At 55.3% G+C, this 20,440-nt stretch carries 21 protein-coding genes; 14 read left to right on the top strand and 7 right to left on the bottom strand.

Features of this window, described 5'->3' with window-relative positions:
• Window positions 1-102: 102 nt before the first annotated feature.
• The 5 genes from PSAB_RS21020 (at window position 103) to PSAB_RS21000 (ending at window position 6,647) form a co-directional block, all read left to right on the top strand.
• Window positions 103-1,407, top strand: coding sequence for a homocysteine synthase (locus PSAB_RS21020; RefSeq protein WP_025336542.1), 1,305 nt, complete (start codon window positions 103-105; stop codon window positions 1,405-1,407).
• A gap of 172 nt (window positions 1,408-1,579) precedes the next feature.
• Window positions 1,580-2,548, top strand: coding sequence for a hypothetical protein (locus PSAB_RS24760; RefSeq protein ID WP_025336541.1), 969 nt, complete (start codon window positions 1,580-1,582; stop codon window positions 2,546-2,548).
• Window positions 2,549-3,116: 568 nt separating this feature from the next.
• Window positions 3,117-5,099, top strand: coding sequence for a heavy metal translocating P-type ATPase (locus PSAB_RS21010; protein ID WP_025336540.1), 1,983 nt, complete (start codon window positions 3,117-3,119; stop codon window positions 5,097-5,099).
• Window positions 5,100-5,404: 305 nt separating this feature from the next.
• Window positions 5,405-6,346 (top strand): thioredoxin-disulfide reductase, encoded by a 942-nt coding sequence (trxB, locus tag PSAB_RS21005; RefSeq protein ID WP_025336539.1) that lies wholly within the window; start codon window positions 5,405-5,407, stop codon window positions 6,344-6,346.
• 64 nt (window positions 6,347-6,410) lie between these two features.
• Window positions 6,411-6,647 carry a glutaredoxin family protein gene (locus PSAB_RS21000; RefSeq protein WP_025336538.1) on the top strand — a complete coding sequence of 79 codons (237 nt, stop codon included), beginning with the start codon at window positions 6,411-6,413 and terminating at the stop codon, window positions 6,645-6,647.
• Window positions 6,648-7,183: 536 nt separating this feature from the next.
• Here the strand turns inward: PSAB_RS21000 and PSAB_RS20995 are convergent.
• Window positions 7,184-7,384: a hypothetical protein gene (locus tag PSAB_RS20995; RefSeq protein ID WP_025336537.1), complete on the bottom strand. Its 201-nt coding sequence runs from the start codon at window positions 7,382-7,384 to the stop codon at window positions 7,184-7,186.
• On the bottom strand, window positions 7,381-8,202 hold the full coding sequence (locus tag PSAB_RS20990) for a hypothetical protein (RefSeq protein WP_025336536.1): 822 nt from the start codon (window positions 8,200-8,202) through the stop codon (window positions 7,381-7,383). The genes PSAB_RS20995 and PSAB_RS20990 overlap by 4 nt, the downstream gene beginning before the upstream one ends.
• Window positions 8,203-8,524: 322 nt before the next feature.
• Here PSAB_RS20990 and PSAB_RS20985 point away from each other — a divergent pair, with 322 nt between their 5' ends.
• Window positions 8,525-9,649, top strand: coding sequence for a transglutaminase domain-containing protein (locus PSAB_RS20985; protein WP_025336535.1), 1,125 nt, complete (start codon window positions 8,525-8,527; stop codon window positions 9,647-9,649).
• A gap of 107 nt (window positions 9,650-9,756) precedes the next feature.
• Here PSAB_RS20985 and PSAB_RS20980 read toward each other — a convergent pair whose 3' ends face one another.
• A complete protein-coding gene (locus PSAB_RS20980) occupies window positions 9,757-10,896 on the bottom strand; it encodes a conserved virulence factor C family protein (protein WP_025336534.1) in 1,140 nt (379 codons plus the stop codon).
• A 176-nt stretch (window positions 10,897-11,072) separates the two neighbouring features.
• On the opposite strand from PSAB_RS20980, the gene PSAB_RS20975 reads away from it, so the two are divergent.
• Together PSAB_RS20975 and PSAB_RS20970 are read left to right on the top strand one after the other, a co-directional pair.
• Window positions 11,073-12,062: an MBL fold metallo-hydrolase gene (locus PSAB_RS20975; protein WP_025336533.1), complete on the top strand. Its 990-nt coding sequence runs from the start codon at window positions 11,073-11,075 to the stop codon at window positions 12,060-12,062.
• A 155-nt stretch (window positions 12,063-12,217) separates the two neighbouring features.
• A complete protein-coding gene (locus PSAB_RS20970; protein ID WP_025336532.1) occupies window positions 12,218-13,843 on the top strand; it encodes an ABC-F family ATP-binding cassette domain-containing protein in 1,626 nt (541 codons plus the stop codon).
• Window positions 13,844-13,993: 150 nt separating this feature from the next.
• On the opposite strand, the gene PSAB_RS20965 is transcribed toward PSAB_RS20970, so the two are convergent.
• A complete protein-coding gene (locus tag PSAB_RS20965; RefSeq protein WP_051529799.1) occupies window positions 13,994-14,611 on the bottom strand; it encodes a cyclase family protein in 618 nt (205 codons plus the stop codon).
• Between the two features lie 15 nt (window positions 14,612-14,626).
• Window positions 14,627-14,809, bottom strand: coding sequence for a hypothetical protein (locus tag PSAB_RS20960; RefSeq protein ID WP_025336530.1), 183 nt, complete (start codon window positions 14,807-14,809; stop codon window positions 14,627-14,629).
• A gap of 272 nt (window positions 14,810-15,081) precedes the next feature.
• On the opposite strand from PSAB_RS20960, the gene PSAB_RS20955 reads away from it, so the two are divergent.
• Both PSAB_RS20955 and PSAB_RS20950 read left to right on the top strand, forming a co-directional pair.
• Window positions 15,082-15,906, top strand: a complete 825-nt coding sequence (locus PSAB_RS20955; RefSeq protein WP_193373934.1) for a cation diffusion facilitator family transporter — start codon at window positions 15,082-15,084, stop codon at window positions 15,904-15,906.
• Window positions 15,907-16,115: 209 nt separating this feature from the next.
• Complete coding sequence (locus tag PSAB_RS20950) at window positions 16,116-16,928, top strand: C40 family peptidase (protein WP_025336528.1); 813 nt, start codon at window positions 16,116-16,118, stop codon at window positions 16,926-16,928.
• 287 nt (window positions 16,929-17,215) lie between these two features.
• Here the strand turns inward: PSAB_RS20950 and PSAB_RS20945 are convergent, their stop codons facing one another.
• Window positions 17,216-17,653, bottom strand: a complete 438-nt coding sequence (locus PSAB_RS20945) for a hypothetical protein (protein ID WP_025336527.1) — start codon at window positions 17,651-17,653, stop codon at window positions 17,216-17,218.
• Window positions 17,654-17,786: 133 nt separating this feature from the next.
• Between PSAB_RS20945 and PSAB_RS20940 the strand changes: the two genes are divergently transcribed.
• Window positions 17,787-18,407 (top strand): hypothetical protein, encoded by a 621-nt coding sequence (locus PSAB_RS20940; RefSeq protein WP_158442612.1) that lies wholly within the window; start codon window positions 17,787-17,789, stop codon window positions 18,405-18,407.
• Between the two features lie 94 nt (window positions 18,408-18,501).
• Here PSAB_RS20940 and PSAB_RS25205 read toward each other — a convergent pair whose 3' ends face one another.
• Window positions 18,502-18,669, bottom strand: a complete 168-nt coding sequence (locus PSAB_RS25205; protein WP_025336525.1) for a DUF1328 domain-containing protein — start codon at window positions 18,667-18,669, stop codon at window positions 18,502-18,504.
• Window positions 18,670-18,870: 201 nt separating this feature from the next.
• Here PSAB_RS25205 and PSAB_RS20930 point away from each other — a divergent pair, with 201 nt between their 5' ends.
• The 3 genes from PSAB_RS20930 (at window position 18,871) to PSAB_RS20920 (ending at window position 20,430) form a co-directional block, all read left to right on the top strand.
• On the top strand, window positions 18,871-19,371 hold the full coding sequence (locus tag PSAB_RS20930) for a DUF948 domain-containing protein (protein WP_025336524.1): 501 nt from the start codon (window positions 18,871-18,873) through the stop codon (window positions 19,369-19,371).
• Between the two features lie 56 nt (window positions 19,372-19,427).
• Complete coding sequence (locus PSAB_RS20925; RefSeq protein WP_025336523.1) at window positions 19,428-19,982, top strand: hypothetical protein; 555 nt, start codon at window positions 19,428-19,430, stop codon at window positions 19,980-19,982.
• Window positions 19,983-20,082: 100 nt separating this feature from the next.
• Window positions 20,083-20,430, top strand: a complete 348-nt coding sequence (locus PSAB_RS20920; protein ID WP_025336522.1) for a YflT domain-containing protein — start codon at window positions 20,083-20,085, stop codon at window positions 20,428-20,430.
• The last annotated feature ends 10 nt before the right edge of the window (window positions 20,431-20,440 follow it).

Raw genomic sequence — 20,440 nt, 5'->3', positions numbered from 1 at the left:
AATTTGTAACTTTTCTTATAATTCTCAGCGGGATAATAAGAATAAGTCTTTTCAAACGGAATTCTTTGTGAGAGAATAGGGAAAAAAAGGGAGGAATCGAATATGCCAGAACAAAACAGCCTTTCATTTGAAACCCTAGCCGTCCATGCCGGACAGCAAATCGACCCGACTACATTTTCCCGCGCCGTTCCGCTGTATCAAACCACCTCTTACGGCTTCCGCGATGCGGAGCATGCTGCCAATCTGTTCGGGCTTCAGGAATTCGGAAACATTTATACGCGTCTGATGAATCCGACGACCGATGTGTTCGAGCAGCGGATTGCGGCGCTGGAAGGCGGCGCGGCGGCTCTTGCGACCGCTTCGGGCGCTGCTGCGATTTCCTTCTCTATTCTGAACATCGCCGGAGCCGGAGACGAAATCGTATCCTCTTCAAGCCTGTACGGGGGGACCTACAACCTGTTCTCCACGACGCTTCCGAAGCTTGGCATCAAGGTTCATTTCGTCGATTCGGCCAACCCGGAAAATTTCCGCAGCGCCATCACCGAGAACACCAAGGCGCTATATGCGGAAACGATCGGCAACCCGCGGGGCGATGTGCTGGATATCGAAGCGGTGGCAGCTATTGCGCATGAGCACGGCATTCCGCTCATCGTCGACAATACGTTCCCGAGCCCGTATCTGCTTCGGCCGATCGAGCACGGAGCCGATATTGTCGTTCATTCGGCAACGAAGTTCATCGGCGGCCACGGTACCTCCATCGGCGGCGTAATCGTGGACGGAGGCAAATTCGACTGGAAAGCCAGCGGCAAATTTCCGGGTCTGACGGAGCCCGACCCCAGCTATCACGGACTGGTCTATACCGATGCCCTGGGCCCCATCGCCTATATTATCAAGGCGCGCGTCCAGCTGCTTCGCGATATCGGCGCTTCGATCTCGCCGTTTAACTCCTGGCTGCTGCTGCAAGGCCTCGAGACGCTGCATCTGCGGCTGGAGCGCCACAGCCAGAACGCTCTCCAGGTGGCCAAATTCCTGGAAGCCCACGAGGATGTGGAATGGGTAAGCTACCCGGGGCTGCCGAGCCATCCTTCCTATGAGCTCGCGCAGAAGTATTTGCCCAAAGGCCAGGGAGCGATCCTGACGTTCGGCATCAAGGGAGGAAGCGAAGCGGGCCGCAGAGTGATCGAGAATGTGAAGCTGTTCTCGCATCTGGCGAATGTCGGCGATTCCAAGTCGCTGATCATTCACCCCTCCAGCACAACTCATCAGCAGCTTTCCAGCGAAGAACAGCTGTCGGCGGGCGTGACCCCCGAGCTGATCCGCCTGTCGATCGGCACGGAAGCGATTGACGACATTATAGGCGATTTACAGCAGGCGATTGCAGCCAGCCGAGGAGTAATCGCCGGATAAGATAGACGCCTGCCGGCCGGATGTTAGATCACCCTTAAAGGGAAGACCCGTACTTGCATATTTCATGCTCCGTCTCCGTATTCATGTAGAGAGACCGCAAGAAGGATAACAGCCGGATAGCCGCTTAGGCGGCGTCCGGCTACAAACCATAACCGATAAGGTAGGTGCAAAGATGGGGGATAAACAACGGCAGGATAGTGTACGAAAAGGCGTGGAATACCCGTATTCATCCGGAACGGCTGCGGAAATGCCAGCTGGCGCAGAAGACCCGTATCTGCCGCCTTCTTTACGCGGAGCCCGTCCGGCTTTCCTTGTACTCCCGGAGGGCAGGGAGGATCGGCCGTTAACCCGCGAATCGGGCTCGGCTCCTGCAGGGCCCTGCCTGGTCCGAAGCGAGGACTGGCTGACGCCTTTATCTTCATTGTTTGGCGATTGGCTGGCCGGCGGGGCAGGACCGGAAGCGGATCTGGCGCTTCGCCGGGTCCATTACCTGCTGCGCGACGAAGCCGCCTCGCTGCTGGGATCGGCGGACGGGGAATGGGTGGCGGTAAGCCTGCCCGTCGTCCCGGAACTTGACTCCCGCCCAGACCGGCTCGCCGCGCTTCAGGACACATTGTTGGAAGCGCTCTTCACGGCGCTGGAGGACCGGCAGCGCGAGGGCGGCGACTGCCGCCTGGATCTGCTGGCGCCGTATCCCGCCAGCCCGGCCGAATTCGCCGCTGCGCGCGAATTCATGGAGTCGGTGGCCGAGCAGACCCTCGGCCACCGCTTCGCGGCGGCGTGCCGCATCGGGGCGCTGATCGCCCCGGATGTCCATCCCGCCGCCGCGGCGGAAATCGGGCGCATCGCCGATTTCCTCGTGCTGGACGGCGCGGCGGACCGGTCCGCGCCGGAGGAGAGCGCCGCGGGTTTCGCTCCCGAGGCGGAGCGCATTCTCGCCGCCGTGCGGAGCATCAAGCCGGCGGCGGTCGTGCTCGCCGCGGGCGGTCCGGCGGCGGCGGAGCTGGCCGATCTGTACCGGATCGGGCTGAACGGGATTTTTTGCGGCGCCGCCCATCGGACCGAAGCGTTGCTTCGGGCGGCCTGCCTGGTCTGGATGGACCGGCATGAGAGCACGGATGCGGCCTCCGGCAGACTGTAACAAGCGGTTCCAGGAACCTCGGTGATCATATTTTCCTTCTGCGTACATTTCAAAGGGCAGGAGCTGTCCCCAACGTCATTTTTGGAGGTTTGGCCCCTTGCTATAAACGAGAATTTTGGCTGTCTCAAATGGCCTCATCCTCCACGTGATTGTGGAGGCTTGAGGTCATTTTTGCGTTCTTCCATCGGGTCAGGACAGATACTTCCGGGACCGCCTTCATTTAAGCCTAAGCGTAGGGAGGGGAGTGTTCAAACGGAGTTTAGGCGCTTTTAGTTAAGGCAGCCGCCGCATTGCAAGCGCCTCTCAGAAGCGTGTTTTTTGGGAAGCTCCGCAAAATTCGGGCTTGTACACCGGTTTACATTTTCCAGGGCGGGGTATATGATTACTATAAAGTTGCATCAAGGAAAACATTTTGTAGCGAAGAAACAATGATTATCATTCTCATTTACCATGCTGTCCCGGCGGAGCCGGGGCAGCATGTGTCATTTTAAGGGCTGTAAGAATGGCTTTCATTATCATTAGCCCTAAAGTCCAATATCCAAATCAATTCATAAGGAAGGTGTCTGCGATGCAAGAAGCTACGAAATCCATGCCGCGCATCTCGTCGTACGACGAGCAGTTCAAGAAACCGGGAGCGCCCAAAGGAAGAAAATTCGATCCGAAGGCGATGCTTCAAAATACGGAAATGCAAGCGGCGCTTGGAAGCGGGCTGCTTATGCTTCTGGCCTGGAGCCTCAGCGGCTGGTCGCCGGCGCTGTCCATCTGCCTGTATGTTGTCTCCTATACGTTAGGCGGCTGGATCAAAGCGAAAGAGGGAGTGAAAACCCTCGTCAAGGAGCATGACCTCGACGTTAACCTGCTGATGATCGCGGCGGCGCTTGGGGCGGCGTCGATCGGATATTGGAACGAAGGGGCGATGCTGATCTTTATCTTTGCCCTTAGCGGTGCTCTGGAGAGTTATACGATGGACCGCAGCCGCAAGGACATCTCTTCGCTGATGGCGCTCAAGCCGGCGACAGCGCTGCGCATTGAGCAGGGAGCCATGAACGAAGTGGCGATAGACGACTTGGCTATCGGCGATTTGCTGTTGGTGCGCCCGGGCGAGCTGATTCCCGCTGACGGAACCGTGTACCGGGGTGAATCGTCGGTCGACCAGGCGTCGATCACAGGCGAATCGGTACCTGTTGAGAAGTATTACGGGGATGAGGTATTCGCAGGTACGTTAAACGGCGAAGGCGCGCTGTATATCGAAGTCACGAAATCAGCAGAGCATACGCTGTTTTCCAAAATCGTCAAAATGGTGGAGGACGCCGAGTCCGAGGTTCCGGAGAGCCAGCGGTTCATCAAGAAGTTCGAGGCGATTTACGCCCGGATCGTAGTCGCGCTGACGCTTGCACTCATTTTCCTGCCTCCTTTTGTCCTGAACTGGTCCTGGAGCGACACGTTCTATAAAGCGATGGTCTTCCTCGTTGTCGCCTCGCCGTGCGCCCTGGTATCGTCCATTATGCCCGCGATGCTGTCCGCGATTTCTCGGAGCGCGCGCAAAGGCATTCTGTTCAAGGGCGGAGCGCATCTGGAAAATATGGCGCACACCGCTGTCGTCGCTTTTGACAAAACGGGGACGTTGACGGAGGGCAAACCGGAAGTTACCGATTTTATCGTCGGTGAAGGATACCACCGGCTGGAGCTGCTGAGAGTGAGCGCCTCCATCGAGAGCATGTCCCGCCATCCTCTGGCCGAAGCGATTGTACGCGAAGCCGAGAATGAATGCCTGGAGATGTGGAGCGTACAGGATTCCCGCTCTCTGACCGGGTGGGGGGTCGAAGGCGTCATTGCCGGAAAGCTGTGGAAGGTCGGCAAATCCAATATTCTGGATGAAGCGGGCACAGAGGACGGTAAGCCTGCGCTGCGGGCAGAAGATCTGGCATTCTGGAGAGAGCAGCGTGCGACCCTCGAGAAGGACGGCAAGACTGTATCCGTTATTCTGGACGGAGACCAAATCGCCGGCATGGTCGCGCTTATGGATACGATGCGCCCGCAGGCGGAGGAAGCGGTCCGTAAGCTGCAGGAGCTCGGCATCAAGGTGGCGATGCTGACCGGCGACCGGGCGGCCACGGCTCAGGCCATAGGTGTGAAGACGGGCGTCGATCTCGTCTTTGCCGATCTGCTGCCGGAAGACAAAGTGAAGCATATCGCCGCGCTGCGTGAGCAGTACGGCCATACGGTCATGGTCGGCGACGGGGTTAACGACGCGCCGGCACTCGCGCAGGCGACAGTAGGCATGGGGATGGGCATGAAGGGCAGCGGCGCGGCGCTTGAAGTCGCGGATGTGGTGCTGATGAACGACAATATTGAAGAGATTGCGTCGACCATATCGCTCGCCCGCCGCTCCCAGCGGATCGTGAAGCAGAATATGACATTTGCCATCAGCGTCATCGCACTGCTGATTATCAGCAACTTTACCGAGGGAATCGCGCTTCCTTTCGGCGTCGTCGGCCATGAGGGCAGCACCATTCTCGTCATTCTGAACGGACTGCGGCTGCTGCGGTAATGAATCGATGGAGCAAAAGTTTTTAAAAATTAAATTGTTCACAAAATAGTTCCCGGATGACAAGTCTGGCATATTGACAATTTCACCCGTATCAATCATAATAAATTCTAGATTATAATAATTCTAAATAAGAGGAACACCCTGCCGTCCTTTGTGCTCAAGCTTCCGAACCCGGCGATCCCGTATCGCCTTCAGGCGTTCTTTTCCCGTAGAAATATAAGGCCAAGGGTAAGCGCGCAGCTTATAGATTGTACGATTTTACGAGCTCGCACTTCTATCGTTCCATAATTAAGGAGGATGTACTTATGTATAAATCCATTATTGTCGGTACCGGACCGGCCGGACTGACTGCCGCAATCTACCTGGCACGCGCCAATCTGAATCCGCTGGTTATCGAAGGACCGCAGCCGGGAGGCCAGCTTACCACGACGACGGAGATCGAGAATTTTCCGGGATTTACGGATGGAATTCTAGGTTCGGAACTGATGGACAACATGCGGGCTCAGGCTGAGCGTTTCGGAGCGAAATTTGTCAGCGGCTGGGTCAACAGCGTGGAGCTGGGCGAGCGTCCCTTCAAGCTGAACGTTGAAGAACTGGGTACGCTTGAGACCGATACACTGATCATCTCCACCGGTGCTACAGCGAAATACCTGGGCATTCCCGGTGAGCAGGACAATGTGGGCCGGGGCGTCAGCACCTGCGCAACCTGCGACGGCTTCTTTTTCCGGGGCAAGGAGATTATTGTGGTGGGCGGCGGCGACTCCGCGCTGGAGGAAGCTGGCTTCCTGACCCGTTTCGCCTCCAAAGTAACGCTGGTGCACCGCCGGAACGAACTTCGCGCATCCAAGATTATGCAGGACCGTGTCCGCGACAACGAGAAAGTGGAATGGGGTCTGAACCGCACACCGCTTGAAGTTCTGGCGGGAGATACCGGCGTAACCGGGCTGAAGGTGCTGAACAACGAAACCGGCGAAGAAGAGATCATCCCGGCAAGCGGCGTGTTCGTGGCGATCGGCCATCATCCGAATACGGCTTTCCTCGGAGGACAGATTACTACGGACGCGAACGGTTATATCGTAACGACACCGGGCACTTCCGAAACGAACATTCCGGGCGTATTCGCCTGCGGCGACGTGCAGGATACCCGGTACAGACAGGCCATTACGGCCGCAGGCAGCGGCTGCAAGGCGGCTATGGACGCCGAGAAATACATTGAGAGTCTTGAGCACAGCGCGGTTATGCTTTAATTTTCATCAGAGCGCGTAAGGTGTTATAATAACAAAAAAAGAAATACTTGGGAGGTAACCTACTATGGAAAAAGTTGTGGTGTACACATCCACGAATTGTCCGCACTGCCGTCAGGTGAAGAGCTTTTTGAGCGAGAAGGGCATCTCTTACGAGGAGCGCAACATCGAGCAGAACGACGAATATGCGCAGCAGGTATGGGATATGGGCATGCGCGCCGTGCCTGTAACGGTGATCGGCGAACATAAAATCGTAGGCATGAACAAAACGCAGTTTGACAAGGTCCTTGCGGCTGCGCAATAATACAGCGATGTAGGGCATGGCAAGAGGCGTCTTTCGGTAACGAGAGGCGTCTTTTTTGCGTTTTTTTAGGTGGAAATTTCAGCAAAGACATGCGTAAAAATAAAGCGGAATTCTTCCCTTCTATTCCTCAAAATGAAGTCCATTTGCGTGCCTGAGCTGGAAATTCTCCCCCATATATCGGTGTTTCAAAGGGATACGAAGGAGTATCAGGAAATAAGCTGGAGTAATTCCGGTTCATTCGTGAAATCGGCGCTTTTTTCATAAATAAAAGGGAGGTTTTCCCGTTCGTGTTCGTGGTGGCTGCAAGGGGGGGCCGGTCGTGTTATTGGCAGCTAATGGGGGGCCTCTCGTGTGGAAGTGGTAGCTGTAAAGGAGAGCCTGTCGTGTAGTAGCTGCAAAAATGGAGAGCTTGTCGTGCTAGTGGCAGCTAAAAGGGGGACCGGTCGTGGTTGTAATAGCTGCCATTGAGGTTATCCCGTTCAGTTAAGCGGCAGCCTCGAGGTTAATATCCTTCCTTCGTTTGCCCCGATCGGGCACTAGGCCGCAAGAAGAGACATTACGATCTGAAACAGTGCATACACGGCGATGCCGCCTCCGATCAGCAGGAGTCCCGCTCTTCTTCTGGACTGAAAGAGGCGCAGTACTCCGAGGCTGATCATAGGGGCGATGACGACCAGAAACAGCAGGACGGTGATGAACATCCGGATCGAAATGTCGGACGTATCGACATAGGTCATGTGCGTTCGCTCCCATTCGCTTGCAGGCTGCGCTCCCGGCTTGTATAAATTTTCAGCTGCTCCACCAGAGCTTCAACCGTCAGCCGATGAGTGGATAATGGCGTGCCATCGCACGCCGCCCCAAATACGCCGTAAGGAGTGGGAGAGTAGGGGATCAGCGCATTGCGGTTGATCGGGTCTGCTATCTCTTTGCTGATTTGGTGGAGCGCGGAGGCGGCTTTGTCGACATTCTCGGTAATACTTTGAACATAGGGACATTGGAACGCGCGCAGAAGAGTCAGCTGCTTGTAACGGTTTAACTGCTCCTCCCAGTCACAGGGGAAGAAAGGGTCATACGCGTTCGAATGAAGCTTGAGCGCGAGAAGCTCGTAGCTTCCCGGCACCTTGTCCACCGCTTTGAAGCCGTTGTTCAGGAAGATTTCCTTGTAGGCTGTCCACGAATCTCCCGAATGGACAACCACGGCGATTCCTTGCTTGCCGAGTCTCTCCGATTCCTCCAGACAATAGCGGATCAACCGGTTGTCGTACCCGTCACCGGGGGAGGCCCATAAACAATGGATCATCATATATAAATCGGCATGGACCATTCTTGAAAAATAGTAAGACTCCGCAAATTCGATAAATCCGCGCAGCCTTCCGTCATCCGTTACTTTTGCATAGCTTATATACTTTTCCAATTCGGGGCTTAACCAGTTGTTTTTCCGCTGGCAGCTTTCGGAATTGGGATTGTTTTGAAAGCAGTAGCTTCCTTCCTTCTCGAGCTTCTCTCGTGATAAGGCTACAAGCTGTATCATGTCCGGTTCCGTCTCCTTTCCCATCCCAGGAAAACTTCCTTCTTTTATTATCGACAAAAAACTCCAAATTTGGAATGACAAATCTGTGCATGTTTTTCAAACATTCTGAAGCGATTCGTTCACATCAGGCGCTGCAAGGGGCACTCGGGTGTTTCGTCTGCCGCCCCGGCCCTTATGAAGGAAGCCGGCACCGCCGATAATAGAGTAACGAGCCGCAAGTTTTTGTGAATTTTGGAGCTTAAGTAGCATTGGAAAGTGGCCTGCCCGCATGTAATATATGGAAGAGTGCTTTGAGGATGAATTGGAATGACGGGTATTTTCAGGCATTGAGGGGGGCTGAAGAAAGATGGGCAAATTGACTAAAACGGTGCTGCTGTGCATGCTCGCCGCCGCTGCCGTGCCGCCGGCCGTGTATTGGGGGATGGATTACGCCTATGCTGCAGCAAGCGGTAGCGCAGTGCGTTCCGTCGGCGATATGACCCAGCGTCTGAGCGGAGCGATGAACAGCCGCAAGGAGAGCGTCACGTTTACATATGAGGGCAAGACCTCAAGCCTGAAGTCGCAAATTCAAACGGCGCTGGATCAGGTGATGTCGGGCGATCCCTATTTGAATTACATCGTGGACAGCTACAGCTATTCCTACCGGGGCGGGGCACGCTCTGCGGCCGTAAGCATCCGGCTTTCCTACCGCGAATCGCTTCAGCAGACCGCTTACGTCAACGGGCGGGTGAAGGCGATTTTGAGTAAGATTATCACTCCGGGAATGACGGGCGATGAGAAGGTCAAAGCGATCCATGACTGGGTGGTACTGAATCTGAAGTATGATACCACTTACACCAAATTTACGGCGTATGAAGGGCTGAAAAGCGGCAGCGCCGTATGCCAGGGCTATTCGCTGCTGACCTACAAGCTCCTGAAGGGGGCCGGGATTGCGAATAAAATCGTCGAAGGCACCGCCTGGCAAGGGGGGACGGGGCAATCGCACGCCTGGAACCTGGTTCAATTAAACGGACGCTGGTACCACCTGGATACGACCTGGGATGATCCTACACCTGACCGGAAGGGGGCTGTCAGCACGGCTTACTATTTACGCACCGACAATCAGATGCGCCGCGACCATACCTGGACACGCGCCTATCCGGCGGCGGCTGTAGAATACTCACGCACGCTTGATGAATTGGCGCAAGCCGGGGGAGAGAAGCGGGCGGTCTATCAGAAGCTGCAGCGGGAGCTGCGGTACGATTTATATGAGGAAAGCGCCATTGTTGATACAGCGGCCGACCTGACCCGTCTGGCGCAGCAGGCACGGAGTGCGGGAGAAGCTTCACTGCTGCTGCGCTACGGCGGAAGCGAGAACAGGCTGGTGAGCGATCTGCGGCAGCTGTACAAGGCAGGCTTCACAAGCCTGAGCTACAAGGCCTCCTCGTTCGAAGATACAGGAGATTTGAAGGTGGAGCTCTTTTGGCAATAGTCCGGAATATAAAAAAGATCGCCCTTCCATCCGTCCTTAAAGGACGCCCGGAAGGGCGATTTTTCATTTAAGTAAGCAGGGCAGGGTTGCCCGTTGCCCGGAGCAGCTCATCCGCGTCCGCGTTCCGCCATCTGCTGCCAGACGGTTCCGGCCGCTTCCTCGCCAGATTCGATGCGTTCCAGCGCCATGCGCGCCTGGAGCCCGACTTCGAACTCGGGATCGTTAACCGCCGCCTCCAGCGCCTCGCGCGCTTCGGACGTGCCGACTTCGTACAGGAAGCGGGCGGCGCGCCAGCGGACGATTTTGCTGTCGTCCTTCAGCGCGCCGATCATGACCGGCGTGGCCGCGTGATCGCCGATGTCGGAGAGGGTGTCACCGGCGGTACGCCGAACGGCCGGAGCCTTATCCCGCATCGCCTCGTACAATAGCCCCATCGCTTCTGGCGTGCGCAGATCGCCGAGGTAAACGACGGCCAGCCGGCGGATTTGCAGCTTCGGATCGCGCAGGGCGGCGGCGATGTGCGGCAGCAGCTCCGGCGAAGGTGTCAAATCCTCCAGCGCCGCGTAGCGCACGCGCCAGTCTTCGCTCGCCAGGCCCTGCAGCAGTTCGTCCTGTCCGCGCTTTCGGCGCTGCTCGACGAACTCGCCACCCGCGGCCCCATGCTCGATCGCTTGCTTCACGAGCGAATCAAGACGCTCCTGCGGATAAGCGGCCTCGAGCTCCTGCTCGACCTCACGGGCAATGTCCTTCGGATCGCCGTAGCGGACGCCGTAATCGCTAAGCTTGCGCTCCTTGATGAGGACGGCGCTCGCGACATCCGTCACCGCCTTGGTGAACCGCGGCGCCAGCGCGATGCGCTCCTCGCTTGCTCCGGTCTTGACCCGGATCTGCATCGGGATGGCGCGGAACATCTGGACGAATACCTGCGCCTCCCCGAAGCTGGCTCCGGCACTCTCATCCGTCAGGCTCCAGTCAGTCTCCCCGGATGCTTCACCGCCGAAGCGGGACTGCACCTCGCGGAGGATCGCCGCCCAATCCGCAGATGGCTTGCGCTCAATCGCCGCGAAATCGGCGGTATGAAAGACGCTCGTCACGCCCGGAATGGACAGCATCTCCCGCGCCCAACTCGGCGCCGAGCGCAGGGTCTCCGGCGTATAGGTTCGGCGTACCCCAGGCTCGAGACTTTCATCCAGATGAAGCTTCATCGTATGCGGACTCGGCGTCGGTTCAATAAATGTGATCTTCATTCGGGTAAAACCTCCTTTAAGGCGGCAGCGCCGCAAAAGATATACGAAAGGATGTATCCGCATTTTACATCAAATTTGAATGGAAATACAAAGCAGGGCAGAGGAGGAAACGGAAAGGGCAAATCTGGTAAAATGGAAGCATTCCGTGTTTCAGACGTTCAAGGAGAGAAACGGCCATGCCCAAAATCCGCTATAGCAATATAGATAATATCAGCGTCGTCAAAACGTTCAAGGAAATCCGCGAGTGGCGCGCAGAGCGGCGGCGAAAGGTTAAAGACCTCTCATTCGTCGTTCCCAGCGTGCTGCCGCAGCTGGCCTATCTGGGTGCGAACAGCCTGGATACCACGATAACCTGGATCGGCCATTCGACGTTTTTTATTCAATATGAAGGAATGAACATCATCACCGACCCGGTTTGGGCCGGGAGATTGGGTTTGGAAAAACGGCTGGTGCCGCCGGGAATGGCGATCGGCGATGTGCCGCCTGTCGACCTGATCCTTATCTCCCACTCCCACTATGACCACATGCATGTGGCGTCGATCCGGAGGTTGTACCATGCGAAGACGACCGTGGTCGTACCCGCGGGGCTGGGACGGAAAATGCAGCGCAAAGGCTTCCGGAACTGCATGGAAATGCAGTGGTGGGAAAGCCTGAATTTCGGCGGCATCAAGCTGTCCTTCGTTCCGACCCAGCACTGGACGCGGCGGACGCTTTTTGATACGAATACCTCGCACTGGGGCGGCTTCGTTCTGGAGCCCGCGCGGCCGGAGCGGCTTGCCGAGGCAGGGGAGCAGGGAGGCGAGGGCGGACATAAGCTGCCGCCCAATCTTTATTTTGCCGGGGACAGCGGTTATTTCCCGGGATTCAAGGAGATTGGAAGACGCTTCAAGGTGCATATCGCCATGATGCCGATCGGCGCGTATGAGCCGGAATGGTTCATGGCCTCGCAGCATGTAAATCCGGAGGAGGCGGTGCAGGCGTTTCTCGATGTGGGCGCGGAGACGATGATTCCGATGCATTACGGCGCGTTCCGGCTCGCTGACGATACGGCGAGCGAAGCGCTGGGCCGGATGGAAGCGGCGCGCAAGGAGCGCGGCCTTGCCGGGGAGCGGATTCGGACGCTCGGAAATGGCGAGACGCTCATTATTCATCCCGAGAAGCGCTAAAGCCGGAGCGGGAACGGGAGCCATGACCCGAAATCCCTCCGCTTTATGGCCCAATTTTGCTCTTTTCGCGGTAAATCAAGGAGTTTACGGGCTTTTCGGTGCGTTTTTGTGCTATAATATGCCGGAAACCTATGTGTAAAGGATGGTATGAAACAATGATCAGCACAAGCGGCGTGACTCTCCGTTACGGAAAACGCGCACTTTTTGAAGATGTAAATATAAAGTTCACTCCAGGGAACTGCTACGGCCTGATCGGAGCCAACGGCGCCGGCAAATCGACGTTTCTGAAAATTCTGTCCGGTGAAATCGAAGCCAACTCCGGCGAAGTTCATATCACGCCAGGCGAACGCATGGCCATATTGAAGCAGAACCACTTCGAATATGACGAAAACCAGGTGCTGGAAACGGTCATTATGGGCCACGCGCGCCTGTATGACATTATGAAGGAGAAGGACGCGCTCTACGCGAAGTCCGACTTCTCCGAAGCCGACGGTCTGCGCGCCGGAGAGCTGGAAGGCGAATTCGCCGAGCTGAACGGCTGGGACGCCGAACCGGATGCCGCCGCGCTCCTGATCGGCCTCGGTATTCCGCGCGACCTGCATGACAAGAAAATGGCGGAGCTCAGCGGCAACGAGAAGGTACGGGTGCTGCTGGCCCAGGCGCTGTTCGGCCGTCCGAACAACCTGCTCCTTGACGAACCTACCAACCACTTGGATCTCGAATCGATTGGCTGGCTGGAGAACTTCCTCATGGACTATGAAGGCACCGTTATTGTCGTATCCCATGACCGTCACTTCCTGAATAAAGTATGTACGCACATCGCGGACATCGACTTCGGCAAAATCCAGATGTATGTCGGCAACTACGACTTCTGGTACGAGTCCAGCCAGTTGGCCCTCCAACTGCAGCGGGAATCCAACAAGAAGAAGGAAGAGAAGATCAAGGAGCTGCAGGCGTTTATTCAGCGCTTCTCGGCCAATGCCTCGAAATCGAAGCAGGCGACGTCGCGGAAGAAGCAGCTCGATAAGATCACGCTGGACGACATCCGTCCGTCCAACCGGAAATATCCGTTCCTGAACTTCAAGCCGGAGCGCGAAGCGGGCAAGCAGCTGCTTACCGTCACCAGCCTGACGAAGTCGATCGAAGGCGAGAAGGTGCTGGACGAAGTCGGCTTTGTCGTCAACAAAGGCGACAAGATTGCCCTCGTCGGCCCGAACGGGCTGCCGAAATCGACGCTGTTCGATGTTATCATGGGCGAAACGGAGGCGGAGTCGGGCGAATACACCTGGGGCGTCACGACCTCCCAGGCCTATTTCCCGAAAGACAACTCCAAATATTTTGACGGTGTGGAGCTGAACCTCGTGGAATGGCTGCGCCAATACTCGAAGGACCAGGACGAGACGTTCCTGCGCGGCTTCCTGGGCCGTATGCTGTTCTCCGGCGAAGAAGCGCTGAAGAAGGCAAGCGTATTGTCCGGGGGCGAGAAGGTGCGCTGCATGCTGGCGAAGATGATGCTGAACGGCGCGAACGTGCTTGTCTTCGACGAGCCGACGAACCACTTGGACCTCGAATCCATCACAGCGCTGAACAACGGGCTGATCGACTTCGACGGCACGATTCTGTTCACTTCGCATGACCATCAGTTCATCCAGACGATCGCCAACCGGATTATCGAAATTACGCCGAACGGCATTATCGACCGCGTGATGAGCTACGATGAGTACCTGGAAAGCGACGAGATCAAGGAACTCCGCCAGCGGATGTATCCGGTGGAAGTGTAAGCGCGCGGATGCGCATAAATAAGGAAGCTCCCAAAGCCTTTCGGCTGCGGGAGCTTCCTTATTTTTGATATTGAGCACATGGGGATACATGTTAAAGAGACGATGCCACATATTTGGCATATGCGCTTGTACACTGCTCCGGCTTCTTGCTTACGGGATCGTACGGGCGATGACCCGGGCAATCGAGGAATCGGCATCGATATTGAGCGGGAGGGCAATGATTTCAAAACGCGGTAACCCGCGAAGCAGATGGAGATTGGCCAGATTTTCGATAATCGGGATTTTATGTCTGAACAGCAGCCGATGGATGTCAAACGGATATTGTTCGACCGAAGGGGTGTCGACCCCGATCATTTTAACCTTGCTGCGGATCAGCATTTCCGCGAATTCAAGCGTAAGCACCGGGTGGTCCGTGTAGTAATCGGGCTCTCCGAACCGTGCTCCGTGGCCGGTATGGACGAGAACAATTTGCCCTTCGGAGACGGCCTGCTCATACTCCGGTTTGTTCCCGATCCTTCCGCTGCCGCACGCATCCAGCAGACAGCCTTCGCCGATAAAAACATCCAGCGGATATTCATTGATGTACTCGGTGCAGTCCGTCATATGCATATGTCCGTCGATATGGGTTCCCGTGTGCATGCCGATGGTCAGCAAATGGTTGTTGTAGCCGTCCCGGCGATATTCGGCGGACCTGGCAAGCCTGGTTTCAGGATCGCCCGGATAGGCCGGCAGCCCGTCCCGAATAGGCTGGGTCAGATCAATGATCATCGTCAGTCTGTCCGGTCAGGACCCGCCGGTGCGGCGGCGCTGGTTATTCGGTTTTTTGTTGTTCTGGGTTTTAAACGTCTTGGCTGCGCCGGCTTGAAAACCGCCCGGTTTGGAGTTGTTCTGCTGCTTCTTCTGCTCGAGCTTTTGCCGGATGGCATCGGCGAGATTGATTTTGGGCTTGTCGCTGCTCTCGGTCATTTGCGTTAATCCTCCTTGAAGCTTGTAATGAGAATATTTTAATGGTTTTTGAAAACGCCGACAAGGGCAAGAATAGTTATAGCGTCTTTGATTGAAGCTTCTTTATGCGAGGCGAGCTTTGCGGCAGGGCAACACTGTTGCTCTGGACCCACTGGGATGCGCTTTGCTAGGATAGAGTGGCACTGGAAAATGTATACTTTGGTATATTTTAAAAAGGAGTGGCGGCATTGGTTGATATTTATGAGGATATACGCAAAGGCGAGCGGGGGGCGATGATCAGCATAGCGGCCTATCTGATCCTGTCGACCTTCAAGCTGATCTGCGGATATCTGTTCGCTTCCAGCGCGCTGCTCGCGGACGGCTTCAATAACCTGACCGATATTGTCGCTTCCGTAGCCGTGCTGATCGGCCTGCGCATATCGCGCAAGCCTCCCGATTCGGATCATGCTTATGGACATTTTCGGGCGGAGACAGTAGCCGCGCTGATAGCTTCTTTCATTATGGCGATGGTCGGCATTCAGGTCATCATAGAAGCGGTGCGCACCCTGTTCGAAAGAAAAGAGACCGCTCCGGAATTATGGTCCGCCGGGGTTGCGGTAGTGAGTGCCTTGGCGATGCTCGGAGTGTATTATTACAACCGCCGGCTTGCCCTCAAAATTAACAACAACGCGCTCATGGCGGCGGCCAAGGACAATTTTTCGGATGCCATCGTCAGTATTGGAGCGGCCGTCGGCATTGTCGGCGCCCAGTTCGGGATTCCCTGGATGGACCCGGTTGCGGCTTTCGCGGTCGGCCTGCTGATCTGCAGAACGGCCTGGGAGATTTTTCGCGACTCCACCTACTATCTGACGGACGGATTTGACGAGAACCGGCTGCTGGATTTGCGCAGCACCATTGAACGGATTCCGGGCGTGGAGGGCATTAAGGATGTGAAAGCGCGGATTCACGGAAATCAGGTGCTGGTGGATGTCGTCGTGGAAGTCGATGCCGATTTAACTGTAATGGAAGGTCATGAAATCAGTGACTCCATTGAGGAGCGCATGCACAGGAAGCACAATATCATGAGTGTACATGTCCATGTCGAACCCAAAAGCTGAAAGTGTGAATTTTCCTAATTAGCTGTAATTTCCACCAAATATAAGTAGGATTCAAGACTATAGACCCGCAAATTACCATGAATTGGCATGGTTATTTGTGAAATTTGGTGCATGTTCCCATATCCTTGTGAGCCTATAATGAGTGCAGAAAACAATAACGGCGGCGCCACCCTTGTTGATTTCTCATCATAGCCATTCGGGGGAACGGTATGAACAAATTAACCAAGCAGCTTGTTGCCGCGTTATTTTTATCGACCGCATTTTACGCTTCTTCTGGAGAGTTTGGCGTCCAGACCGCCCGCGCATCCGAGGTTCTGTCGACTTCGTCGGCGCAGACGGCCGTTATCCAGTCCACAGTTCGGCTTCGCACCGCGCCATCGGTAAGCAGCGGAGTGCTTTCCTATTTGAAAGAAGGGGAGACGGTAACGGTTCTGGAGAAGACGAACGCCTATTTCTACAAGGTCCGCACCGCGGATGGGGAAATCGGCTATTGCAGTTCCCAGGGCAGGTACATCTCTTTGACGGGAGCGGGCGCTGCCCCTCAGCCTTCGCCGGTTGCTCCGGCACCTGTCCCGGCGGCGTCCGGGGCCATTGAAGCCGTCATTGCAAAAGGGATGGCCTATCTCGGCACGCCTTACGAATTTGGGTCAAGCCGCAGCGACACATCCACCTTCGACTGTTCGGATTTTATCCGCCAGATTTATCTGGAAGGGATGAATATCAAGCTTCCGGCCGATTCCAGGCAGCAGGGGGATTGGGTGAAGCAGAACAGCTCGGCTGTAACGGATATATCGGACCTCAAGCGCGGCGATCTGATGTTTTTTATGAGCTACAGAGGAAGCTCGCCGGCGGCGTATGCCGGAATCGACAAGTCGGCCCAGAGGATTACGCATGTCGCTCTTTACTTGGGGGACGGGCAGATTCTGCATACGTATTCCGTATCTTCCGGGGGCGTCAGAGTGGATAAATTAAGCGCTTCTTGGACCAGCCGTTTTCTCTTCGGAGGCTCGGTCGTCCACTGATTATACAGCCTGATTCAAGGCGAAGCGACAGCAGTATGTATGTGACGGGTACAGCAAACAAGAAGAAAGGGGTGCCTTCGGCGATGCGAATATCGCTTTGAAGGCACCCCTTTCTCGCGGTCAAATAAGGTTCATGGATGGAATGATTTCCTTTTGGAATATGTATATTTTGAATGACGGTATCCCGATTGACGGGGCCATAAAGTGAATATCATCCAGCGCTGATGAGTGAAGGCTGTGAAATGCCGGCCGGAATGATATCACTGCATTTGCGTTCGAAGGTGATCTTAAGGCATGATTACATAAGCGGTATTGGGAACCTTGATCCAGGCCAGTCCCAGCCAGGTATAGACCTCTCTCCATTCATTGCCGAGAGCATCGGTTATCATTTGTCCGGTCGTATCGACCGCCTGCGGACTAAGCATGCCGGCTGCCTTCATGACGGAACCCCTAGAGAAATAGAACGGGGTAACACGCGTCAGGATGATCACCGGCGTAGCCGGTTTGAGATCCTCTGGTGTGATTACCGGTTCAATCACCGTATTGCTGCCGTATGTGCTTGAGGTAGCGGTACCGCTGTAGGTTGCCGTGGTAACGGTGCTGCCGTAGGTGCTTGAGGTGGTGGTGGCCGGCGAGGCCGTTCCCGTTACTTGGTCAGCCGAAGCGGTGGCGGCGATGGAAGCCGTTAAACCGATAGCTGCTGCAATAGTGGTGATCTTTTTCATATTCAATTCCTCCCTTAGATGTTGTTCTCACCGGAATTATCCGGTAGTCGGTGCGTCAATATCCTAGTAAACAAATGCGGACCTCATGAACCAACATAAGAATCGGAGCATGACAAGGAAGGGGTGATGCGTTATGCCTCCTCGTACGAGTAACACTAGAACACCACGCAGAATGTGGCTGCGGCTGTTTGCCGGCTTCTCGCTCGTCCTGCTGCTTGCGGGAGCGGCTGCCGTCTGGTACGTCAAGCCGGAGGAGAAGCTGGATTTGTCCTACGACCGTCTGGACCTTGAGCCGCAGCTGCTTCAGATGGCGAAGGAGAGAAGACCCGTTCTGACGCTGACCGAAGACGAACTGAACAATCTGTTCAAAAAAGGGCTGAATGACTATCTCGCCGAACATCCTTCAACCTTTGTCCGGATTACCGGGGCGAAATTCCGGCAGAGCGGGGACCGCCTGACCGCGGATATTAACGGGATGGCCGGACCTGTGCCATTCGGCGCAGAATTCGGCATGACGATGGAGGTTTCGACGGGGGCGGGGGGAATGATTACGCTGCACAATGACTATACTTCGATCCGCGGCCGGAAGCTGCCGGAAGGCACATTGAAGGTTCCGCAGATTACGGTTCCCCTGAGGGAGCATATGCCGTTTATGGTCGAGGTGGAAAGAATCGAGCTGCTGGGCAGCGGCATGCGCATCTCGTTTGCCGTTAACTGGAATGATCTGCTTCAACTGCTGCTGAAATGGAAATAAGTCCGGGACATCTCTCTCGTGTGAGGGAGATATCCCGGACTTATTTTTGTTTGGGGCGGTGTTTATGCCCTTTTTTCAATATGGGCGCATACACTTACATTGACCGGCCTCTTCGCCCGGTGAAGAGAGAAATGATAAACAGCACAAGGAAAATAAAGAACAAAATCTTGGCGATTCCCGCTGCCGCAGCGACAAGATTAAAGAAACCGAAAATTCCGGCGATTAAGGCAATCACCAGCAAAATAACGGACCATTTCAGCATGTTTTTTTCACCCTTTCATGTTGTTGGTAGTCAATGTTTAAACCCGGTCGGGGAGGATTGAAACACCACGGAAACCGGGGACGCGGAAGCCCGAAGGCGAGCGGCCGAACGGTTGTTTCGCCCATGAAACCTAGGGGTAACTATGCAATATTAAGGCAGGCTGAAGCTGCAACCATTTCGAACCGGAAGGAGCTTGTACTCATGATAATTAGCCTAAGCGTAGCGCTTGTTGCCGTCGCATTCGCAGTTCTCGTCTTCTTTTTAATCAAAACTTTGAATTCCGCCAAGGACTCTCTCGATAAAGTGAGCCAGACGCTTCAGGAGGTCCAGAAGACGGTTGATGAACTGACATATGAAGTGAAGACAACCGTGAGGCATGCCAACGATATTACGGCGGATGTGCAGAGTAAAATCGGGAAGATCGATCCCATCATGGATTCGGTGCAAAACCTGGGCGAGGTGCTGAGTGAGCTGACGCTGACCGCCAAGCAGGTCTCGGTAACGGTGATTGAGAAATTCCGCAAAAACCGGGAGCTGAGAGAAAAATCGGAGCTTGTGTCGATCGACAACGCGCCGATGACCCCGGCTGAAGAACGCACGGTGAATTCCTATAAAGCGGCAAACAGCAAGAAAGGAAGAGTGCAGGCGATCCTGAAGGGTGTCGACGTGGCGGCGGGCCTTTGGCAAAAATACCGCAAATGATTTCGGCCGGCAGATCAGGGCAGCCGAAATGCAGACTGGAAAGGCGGGGCAATCATATGAATGTATGGATTCTTCTGTTTGGTCTTCTTTCCCCTCTTTTTGCTGCGGATTCGTCTGCCCCGAATGCGCCAATGAACGCTGACGGTTTCGGATTCGGGTACCAGGCGGTGCTGGCGGCCCATAACGCAGCGCAAGAAACCGGGGATAGCGAGAATAAGTTCATTCGCAGCTTTGAGTCGCTGGCCGGAGTGTCGCTGTATTCCTCGGAGGAAGAGCTGACGGCGCGTAAAGGCCAGCCGCTGAGTATCGTTCCCGATCCTTGGCAGGACAGCCTGGAGTATCGCTATGCGGATATGTCGGCCGGCGTCTCGGACGGGGTTGTGGTGTATGTGCATGTCAGCCCGCAGCAGGCCCGGGATTACGGGCTGCGGCTTAACGAGATCAGGATCGATCCTGTTAACGATACGCTGCAGGAGACGCTCGGCTCCCCGGATTTCGTGGCGGAAGATGGCGACGTGTACATGAGGGGCAGCACGGCCCTTAAAATCTACCGGAGCCAGAAGACCGGGCAATGGGATGGAATTGATTTGTTTGACGAATATTCGTCGTGAGCCGTTTCAACCGGAAACGACAGGTTTATTAAGATATAGTTGTCTATGCCGTTACTGCCTTGTAAGAAATGATAAATTTCGCGCTAAGGAGAGTGAGATCATGGATTCTGTCGGTGCACATGCCTATGCCAAGGTGTTGGAAAATGGTGTACAGGCTATTGAAGAAGTGAATCGGTTGTGGGACAGCGGGTATAGGAAGGAAGATTTGTACGTTATTAGCCATGACCGGGACCGGGAAGAACGGATCGCGGAGGCTGCGGACAGCAATGAAGTCGGGCTTAGAGAAGAGGGATTGTTCGGTACGTTGGCCAATATGTTCCGCTCGCGCGGCGACGAGCTTCGCTCCAAGATTACCTCGCTCGGGTTTAGCGAAGCGGAGGCTGATTTTTTCGAGAGAGAGCTTGATTTGGGCAAAGTGCTCGTAGTCGCCAAAAAAACATCCGCATGAGCGCCGAACT

It is taken from the genome of Paenibacillus sabinae T27 (genome assembly GCF_000612505.1).
Taxonomy (GTDB): domain Bacteria; phylum Bacillota; class Bacilli; order Paenibacillales; family Paenibacillaceae; genus Paenibacillus_AQ; species Paenibacillus_AQ sabinae.
Note: the sequence above shows the minus strand (reverse complement) of the source record. Positions and strands in the feature narration are given on the sequence as shown.

Bases quoted from the DNA above. Each gene is read 5' to 3' on its own strand.
- PSAB_RS21020 (WP_025336542.1), top strand. From the start codon at position 103: ATGCCAGAACAAAACAGCCTTTCATTTGAAACCCTAGCCGTCCATGCC.
- PSAB_RS24760 (WP_025336541.1), top strand. From the start codon at position 1,580: ATGGGGGATAAACAACGGCAGGATAGTGTACGAAAAGGCGTGGAATAC.
- PSAB_RS21010 (WP_025336540.1), top strand. From the start codon at position 3,117: ATGCAAGAAGCTACGAAATCCATGCCGCGCATCTCGTCGTACGACGAG.
- trxB (WP_025336539.1), top strand. From the start codon at position 5,405: ATGTATAAATCCATTATTGTCGGTACCGGACCGGCCGGACTGACTGCC.
- PSAB_RS21000 (WP_025336538.1), top strand. From the start codon at position 6,411: ATGGAAAAAGTTGTGGTGTACACATCCACGAATTGTCCGCACTGCCGT.
- PSAB_RS20995 (WP_025336537.1), bottom strand. From the start codon at position 7,384: ATGACCTATGTCGATACGTCCGACATTTCGATCCGGATGTTCATCACC.
- PSAB_RS20990 (WP_025336536.1), bottom strand. From the start codon at position 8,202: ATGGGAAAGGAGACGGAACCGGACATGATACAGCTTGTAGCCTTATCA.
- PSAB_RS20985 (WP_025336535.1), top strand. From the start codon at position 8,525: ATGGGCAAATTGACTAAAACGGTGCTGCTGTGCATGCTCGCCGCCGCT.
- PSAB_RS20980 (WP_025336534.1), bottom strand. From the start codon at position 10,896: ATGAAGATCACATTTATTGAACCGACGCCGAGTCCGCATACGATGAAG.
- PSAB_RS20975 (WP_025336533.1), top strand. From the start codon at position 11,073: ATGCCCAAAATCCGCTATAGCAATATAGATAATATCAGCGTCGTCAAA.
- PSAB_RS20970 (WP_025336532.1), top strand. From the start codon at position 12,218: ATGATCAGCACAAGCGGCGTGACTCTCCGTTACGGAAAACGCGCACTT.
- PSAB_RS20965 (WP_051529799.1), bottom strand. From the start codon at position 14,611: ATGATCATTGATCTGACCCAGCCTATTCGGGACGGGCTGCCGGCCTAT.
- PSAB_RS20960 (WP_025336530.1), bottom strand. From the start codon at position 14,809: ATGACCGAGAGCAGCGACAAGCCCAAAATCAATCTCGCCGATGCCATC.
- PSAB_RS20955 (WP_193373934.1), top strand. From the start codon at position 15,082: ATGATCAGCATAGCGGCCTATCTGATCCTGTCGACCTTCAAGCTGATC.
- PSAB_RS20950 (WP_025336528.1), top strand. From the start codon at position 16,116: ATGAACAAATTAACCAAGCAGCTTGTTGCCGCGTTATTTTTATCGACC.
- PSAB_RS20945 (WP_025336527.1), bottom strand. From the start codon at position 17,653: ATGAAAAAGATCACCACTATTGCAGCAGCTATCGGTTTAACGGCTTCC.
- PSAB_RS20940 (WP_158442612.1), top strand. From the start codon at position 17,787: ATGCCTCCTCGTACGAGTAACACTAGAACACCACGCAGAATGTGGCTG.
- PSAB_RS25205 (WP_025336525.1), bottom strand. From the start codon at position 18,669: ATGCTGAAATGGTCCGTTATTTTGCTGGTGATTGCCTTAATCGCCGGA.
- PSAB_RS20930 (WP_025336524.1), top strand. From the start codon at position 18,871: ATGATAATTAGCCTAAGCGTAGCGCTTGTTGCCGTCGCATTCGCAGTT.
- PSAB_RS20925 (WP_025336523.1), top strand. From the start codon at position 19,428: ATGAATGTATGGATTCTTCTGTTTGGTCTTCTTTCCCCTCTTTTTGCT.
- PSAB_RS20920 (WP_025336522.1), top strand. From the start codon at position 20,083: ATGGATTCTGTCGGTGCACATGCCTATGCCAAGGTGTTGGAAAATGGT.